This window comes from Curvibacter delicatus NBRC 14919 (assembly GCF_001592265.1).
In the GTDB taxonomy this organism is placed as follows: domain Bacteria; phylum Pseudomonadota; class Gammaproteobacteria; order Burkholderiales; family Burkholderiaceae_C; genus Hylemonella; species Hylemonella delicata.
The window spans coordinates 1-6706 of record NZ_BCWP01000071.1; the positions used below are offsets into that span (position 1 = coordinate 1).

At 55.8% G+C, this 6706-nt stretch carries 4 protein-coding genes and 1 pseudogene; 3 read left to right on the forward strand and 2 right to left on the reverse strand.

The genetic code is table 11. The annotated features are described in order from the left end of the window. Window positions 1–204 precede the first annotated feature (204 nt). Window positions 205–2055, reverse strand: coding sequence for a copper resistance system multicopper oxidase (locus tag CDE01S_RS17605; RefSeq protein WP_066710759.1), 1851 nt, complete (start codon window positions 2053–2055; stop codon window positions 205–207). 196 nt (window positions 2056–2251) lie between these two features. Between CDE01S_RS17605 and CDE01S_RS17610 the strand changes: the two genes are divergently transcribed. Genes CDE01S_RS17610 through CDE01S_RS17620 form a run of 3 tightly spaced genes read left to right on the forward strand, consistent with a single transcriptional unit; the run spans window position 2252 to window position 4864 of the window. Beyond that, window positions 2252–2929, forward strand: a complete 678-nt coding sequence (locus CDE01S_RS17610) for a heavy metal response regulator transcription factor (protein ID WP_066710767.1) — start codon at window positions 2252–2254, stop codon at window positions 2927–2929. Between the two features lie 2 nt (window positions 2930–2931). Next, window positions 2932–4323 (forward strand): heavy metal sensor histidine kinase, encoded by a 1392-nt coding sequence (locus tag CDE01S_RS17615; RefSeq protein WP_157077195.1) that lies wholly within the window; start codon window positions 2932–2934, stop codon window positions 4321–4323. A 40-nt stretch (window positions 4324–4363) separates the two neighbouring features. Continuing rightward, window positions 4364–4864 (forward strand): hypothetical protein, encoded by a 501-nt coding sequence (locus tag CDE01S_RS17620; RefSeq protein WP_157077196.1) that lies wholly within the window; start codon window positions 4364–4366, stop codon window positions 4862–4864. 818 nt (window positions 4865–5682) lie between these two features. Here CDE01S_RS17620 and CDE01S_RS18750 read toward each other — a convergent pair. Then, window positions 5683–6706 (reverse strand): annotated as a pseudogene (locus tag CDE01S_RS18750) (hypothetical protein); the annotation flags it as partial.

Below are 6706 nucleotides of genomic sequence, written 5' to 3' on the forward strand. Positions count from 1 at the left end.
GCCGCCCTGGGCGTCGCCCATGACGCCATGATCCATGCGTTCCATGCCGCTATCAGCCTTTTCGATCGTGGCGGCAGGCATGTCGTGGGCCATGTCACTCATCGACTGCGCCCACACCGGCACCGTGCCAAGCGTCGCGAGTATGAAAGCAATCCCGTTCAGTTTGAGTTTCATCATGTGCACTTTTTCCTTTGTATTCATGGATCAGGCCACCACCACTTCGCGGAACATGCCGGCATCCATGTGGAACATCAGGTGGCAGTGCCAGGCCCATCGCCCCAAGGCATCGGCCGTGACCAGGAAGCTGACGCGCTGGGCCGGCTGCACCGGAATCGTGTGCCTGCGGGCCAGGAAGCTTCCGTCCGGGTTTTCCAATTCGCTCCACATGCCGTGCAGGTGCATGGGATGGGTCATCATGGTGTCGTTGTGCAGGATGACTCGCACGCGCTCACCGTATTTCATGAACACCGGCGTGGACTGGCCAAACTCCAAGCCGTCGAGCGACCAGGTGTAGCGATCCATGTTGCCGGTCAGATGCAGCTCGATCTCCCGCTCGGGGCCGCGGTCGTCAAGCGGACCACCGATCGTGTGCAGATCAGACAGCGTCAGGACGCGCCGGCCGTTGCCACGTAAGCCCACTCCAGGGTCGTCGAGATTGGTGCGAGCCATGTCCACACGCGCATCGGTGCTGGGACCATATTCGGTGCTGGCATGGCGCGCCCGGGTACTGGGCACCGCCAACGGATTGGTAGCCGGCATGTCGGGCATGGCGTGCCCACCATGGTCCATCGCCATGCCGCCAGGCATCATTCCAGGCATTCCGGCCATCCCCGCTCCGCCGCTGTGGCCTCCATGGCCAGACGGCGCGCCGTGGTCCATACCGGCCATGCTGCCGCCCATTGCCCCCATCATGTCGCTCATGGACAACCAAACCGGAGCATCCACCTCCGGCACCGGTGCGCTCAAGCTCGGCCGCGTGGCCAAGGTGCCGCGGGCGTAGCCGGTTCGGTCCATCGTTTGCGCGAAGACGGTATAGGCGTCATCACGAGGTTCGACTACCACGTCGTAGGTTTCGCCGGGTCCGAAGCGAAATTCATCCACGCTGACAGGCTCGATATTGACGCCGTCGACCTGCACCACCTTGAGTTTGAGCCCAGGGATGCGGACGTCGTAGAAAGTGTTGCCGGCACCGTTGATGAAGCGCAACCGTACACGCTCGCCCGGTTTGAACAGCCCGGTCCAATTGCCCGCCGGCGTGACGCCATTCATCAGGAAGGTCAGCGTGGAGGCCGAAAGATCCGACAAGTCAGTCGGATTCATGCGCATCTGGTTCCACATGGCCCGCTTGTCGAGTGCGGCTTTCATGCCACTGTGCGCCACATCACGCAGAAACTGTGGTGCGGTGGGCTGGTTGTAGTTGTAATAGCCGCTCTGGACTTTCAGCTTGGCAAAGACCCTCATCGGATCCTCGTCGGTCCAGTCGGACAGATGAATCACATGATCGCGCTGGACTTTGACCGTCTCGCCATCGGCCGGATCGATGACGATGGCACCGTACATGCCGGTCAACTCCTGAAAGCCGGAATGCGAGTGATACCAGTAGGTGCCACTCTGCTCAACCTTGAAACGATAGGTGAAGGTTTCGCCAGGGGCGATGCCGGCGAAACTGATACCCGGAACGCCATCCATCTGGTATGGCAGGATGATCCCGTGCCAGTGAATCGACGTATGTTCGCGTAACTTGTTGGTGACGCGGATGGTGACAGTATCTCCCTCGCGCCAGCGCAAGGTCGGTGCTGGCAACGAGCCATTGATTGTCGTGGCCATACCAGGCTGCCCCGTGAAGTTCGCCGGTGTTTCTGCGATGACCAGATCAAACTCAGTTCCACGCAGAACCGGTGCCGCAGCGGCGCGTTGGGGCGCCTCCGATGCCCAAGCAGGCCTTGAGGCAGTCGCTGCCCCGAGCACCACGCCGCCTGCAGCAAGGCCTTGAACAAAGCGCCGGCGGGACATCCCCATTGGCACGTTCAACACATGCGGGACAAACATATTCATCTACTGTTCCTACTGATACGCCTTCCACTACCGCGCTAGCCAGAGCACATAAGACCAACCTCGGTGGAATGGTTCGTAGCGTAAGAAGGTGCTGCTTTCCCGTAGATGACGCCCGGATTACATTTATGTAATGCCTATGCACTCCCCCTGAGCGAACGGCACAATACATATCCGCATACAGGAAGCACTCCGACAAATGAAAATTCTTGTGATCGAAGACGAACCCAAAACTGGCGATTACCTGCGACAGGGACTTGCCGAGGCTGGGTTTGTGGTTGATCTGGCTCGGGACGGTCACGATGGCCTGCACCTGGCGTTGACTGAGGCCTATGACCTTGCCATCCTGGACGTCATGTTGCCTAGCATTGATGGTTGGCAAGTGCTCCAGGGGATCCGGAAAGCCGGCAAAGAGATTCCGGTTCTCTTTCTGACGGCTAAGGATTCCATCGAAGACCGGGTCAAAGGGTTGGAAACCGGCGCCGATGACTATTTAGTCAAGCCCTTTGCCTTTGCGGAATTGCTGGCCAGAGTCAGGACTCTTTTACGACGTGGCCGCTCAAACAAGGAGTCCGAAGTGCTCCGGGCTGCCGATCTGGAGCTTGACCTGATTCGTCGGAGGGTGACTCGTTCAGGAAAGAAGATCGATTTGACAGCGAAGGAGTTCGCGTTACTCGAACTGTTCCTGCGCCGGCAAGGTGAGGTGCTGCCGCGGTCGCTGATTGCCTCCCAAGTTTGGGACATGAATTTCGACAGCGACACCAATGTGATCGAAGTGGCGATTCGTCGCCTGCGCGCGAAGGTCGATGACGGTTTCGAGTGCACTCTCATTCATACCGTACGCGGCATGGGCTACGTCCTGGAGAGTCAGGAATGATCATGGGGAAGCGCCATGCGTTGACGACCCGTCTAACCGCCCTCTTTGCATCCATCTCAACGGTCATACTCCTACTGCTCGGTCTATTGATCGGCGAACTGGCGGAGCACCATTTTGAGGAGCTCGACAGGGATTTGCTGCAAGGGAAGTTGGAGCTTCTTCAAAATGCGCTCGGTAAAGTCGACTCATATCCCGCGCTGGACGCCGTCACCGAGGAGCTCCAGAAGGCTCTCGTAGGCCACCACGGCCTCTCGGTTACCGTCCAAACCACGCAGGGAAAGATCATCTTCGCCAGCGGTGAAGCCCAGTTTCCGACGACATTGCAAGGGTCCGAGGCTGACGCCCTCATTGCTTGGACTGACTCGGGTGGACGCCCATTTCGCGGGATGTCTGTCCTGGCTCCGACAAAAATCCGTGAAGATCCCAACCTTATCGCCACTGTCGCCATTGATTTGACTCGACATGAAACCTTCATGGAGTCCTTTCAGATAGCCTTGTGGATTGCGATCGGGACTGCTGCGATGCTTACCTGTCTTTTGGGATGGGTCGCAGTGCGGCGTGGCCTAGCGCCACTAAAGGAAATGCGGCAACGGGCGGCAGACATCACCGCCAACCGCCTGGATCAGCGCCTCTCAGTCGCCTCCATTCCTGTGGAACTCGCCGAAGTCGCCGAAACCCTCAACGGGATGCTGGCTCGCTTGCAAGACTCCTTTCACAGGCTATCGGATTTTTCTTCGGACCTTGCACACGAATTGCGCACACCTGTCAGCAACCTCTTGACTCAGACTCAGGTGATTCTCTCCAAACCGAGATCTATAGAAGAATATAAGGACGTACTGGCATCCAATGCAGAAGAGCTGGAACGGCTGTCGCGCACAGTTGCCGACATGCTTTTTCTTGCCAAGGCAGAGAACCATCTATTGGTCCCTCGTCAGGAGCAAGTAGACCTCGATCAAGAAGTCCGTGGCTTGCTTGAGTTTTACGAGGTCGTACTGGAAGAAAAAGTAATTTCGGCAACTTGCCACGGGCATGCCTTCATCACTGGGGACAAGTTGATGTTGCGACGCGCAATCAGCAATCTGCTATCCAATGCAATACGGCACACGCCCTTGAACGGGAAAATCGATGTTGATATCAGCAACCCAGGAGGGAATCAAGTCCTGCTGAAGGTCACAAACACGGGCGAGACGATTGCTGCTGAGCATTTGCCGAGACTCTTTGACAGGTTCTACCGAGTTGACACGTCGCGCCAGCATGGCGGAGACGGCGCAGGGCTCGGACTCCCCATCGTCAAATCAATTATCGAGGCGCATGGTGGAACCATTTCCGTCTCGTCCAGAGGGGGGCGCACTGATTTTCTGATGCATCTTCCCAAAGCAGCGCCCCGCGCCTGACCTGTTTACTATCGGCTTGCCCCACATTGGTTGTGACTCTATGGATAAAGAATCGCTTTCTGTCGCAGCAATGCTGATGGCATTGCGCGAAGACATACAAGCAGAAAATACCTTGATTGCGAGCCGGGTAACTTGGTATGTAACCTCTCAGGCGTTCCTGCTTACGGCCTATGCGACGTCTTGGGGTGACGGTTTTCGCTGGCAAGCTTTTTTCCACCATGTTGTGCCACTTGCGGCGCTTGTTCTGTCAGCAGTGATATTTGCCTCGATCTACGCGGCGACATGGGCACAGGATGTCTACCTTCGTGAGCAGCAATCACTTGTGCACCAGCTGAAATCGAAATTTCAATTGTCAGACTTAGAGAAGATTGCGATCGAGGTTTACGAGCGGACCATGGTCGCCAATCGAAAGAATCCTGCTGGGCGGGTGATCGGGGGACAGATTCACGCACTGGTCCGTATTACCCCGCTAGTGCTTCCTCTCGGATTCTCCGGACTCTGGATCTATGCACTTGTGTTTGCCCCAAGTATCCCTGGATGACCTGTCGAAAATTTGCTTTGACAAAGGGGCGCTATCCAGCAGCGATGAGACATCCATTTTCGCTATGCGGTCGGTTTCCACTGTGTTGATTGGCGTTCAGCCGTGGCGCCTAACAGACGAAATTTTTTATCCTGAGCGTGAGTATTCGCATAAATATCGCCAAACATTTGCATCTCAAACTCACCAGCACGGCTATTTGCCTCCCTTCTTCAAGAGTTGATAAAATCACAACCAAGTCAGGAGTGCTGTCGATTACGGTGCGTTGGGCGTTTGTTCCACCTGGCCAACCCATTCAAGAACAGGCCGCAATCACGCGGCCTGTTTTCTTTCTGGCGCATGGTGCGAGTCTGGGAGACCGGAGTTCTCGCTGGCCTACTTCGCGGCGCCGTCTTCCCGCAATATGTCGGGGACGTGTAAGCCTATAAATACCAACAGAGAGAGAACGTTTTCAAGTAGCTGTGCCTATCCACAAGTGCCCAAAGCGGCGTGGACTTGCTACTCTGCGTGGGCTCAGTTATGGCTTCAGTGACAGGTTTTAACGCTTGATTCCTGCCAACGCGGTCATGGTTTCCAGCCGATGCGTCCTTCCCCCCGGAGGCATTAAGTTTGCATTGTCATTGGTCTGCTCAACGAAAAACAGGCCGGGTTCGTCCTGTGTACCGCGGCCACTGACTGCCCAGTGCCTACAAAAAAATTGTCTGTGTTGCTGCAACCTCCAAGAAAGCTGCCCTTTCTTCTCTGAATCAATAGACGCAAGGAGCCATCCGTGGAACGAATCAAAGCATGCGCAGCCGAGCACGTGTCCGTTTAGCCACGCCTCATATTGTTTTGTCCACAAGGAAGATGGCACAGGGGCCTCGCCAGAAATCCAGCCTAACAAACCGTAGCCTTCCTGCGATCGTCCACGTTCCCAAAACTTTTGTTAGTCGAGTTAATGAATCCGTGGAGAGATGACTTTTTGCTTCGTCGAACTGAAGCCACGACCAGCGGTGATACGCCAGCTCTGGTTGCACTTCCGTGGGAAATCCTCCACCGTTGCGCACTGCTAAGCCAGGAATGGTCAGCGTGACCTTCCGATGTGGAACTATGGCTGCTTGAATGGCTTCCGCGAAATCATCCTTGTTGTATTCCAAGCCAAGTGCGAGGTAATAGCCTAAAGCTGCTTTGGTCAATACGTCAGTGACGACGAGTATCCAGATACGGTGGAGTTCAATAATCGTCTCCATTCCGAACGGGTCAGGGATCACCAGCGTCAGCCGCACATCGATTTTGTGCCCATCAAACTGAACAACCATGAACGGACGGAGCGCGATAGGCCAAGCTGGCTTTTCATAATCAGGAGAAGCTTCTACCTTCGGCGGGTTGTCTCCCGCTTTCGGATGGGCAGCCTGATGCTCCCGTTCTAGGCGTCGTACGATTCCTTGGAAAGACCGTAAACCTCTGAGGTCCTGATTGAAGGGATACTCTGACAGCGTGACGCCCACGCGTTCGCATTCCTCTAAAAAGTCAGAATGAAGAAGCCGAACGGATCTTTTTACTGCTCGGATTTCGCCCTCGCGTAAAGGCTTTTTTCTGAGTCGAACTGATTTTGAAATCCACTTTTGAAGCGCTGGGTAACACCTCAGGAGCTGCTGCATTGCCCCCGCTGCGCTCGATGTACGTAGCTTGGACGATGCCTTCACAGTCATAACGCGTTCGTATTCCTTCAGGTGCTTTCCTGGAATAAGTCCTCTCAAACCTTGGATCCGCCCATCGGGCGCTTTGCTAACGACGCGATCAAGAAGCCGGTACAGTTGCTTGGGATGGATAGTTGTCTGACGCTGGATGTCCGTCAAGGTCAGG

Bases quoted from the DNA above. Each gene is read 5' to 3' on its own strand.
- CDE01S_RS17610 (WP_066710767.1), top strand. From the start codon at position 2,252: ATGAAAATTCTTGTGATCGAAGACGAACCCAAAACTGGCGATTACCTG.
- CDE01S_RS17620 (WP_157077196.1), top strand. From the start codon at position 4,364: ATGGATAAAGAATCGCTTTCTGTCGCAGCAATGCTGATGGCATTGCGC.
- CDE01S_RS17605 (WP_066710759.1), bottom strand. From the start codon at position 2,055: ATGAATATGTTTGTCCCGCATGTGTTGAACGTGCCAATGGGGATGTCC.
- CDE01S_RS17615 (WP_157077195.1), top strand. From the start codon at position 2,932: ATGGGGAAGCGCCATGCGTTGACGACCCGTCTAACCGCCCTCTTTGCA.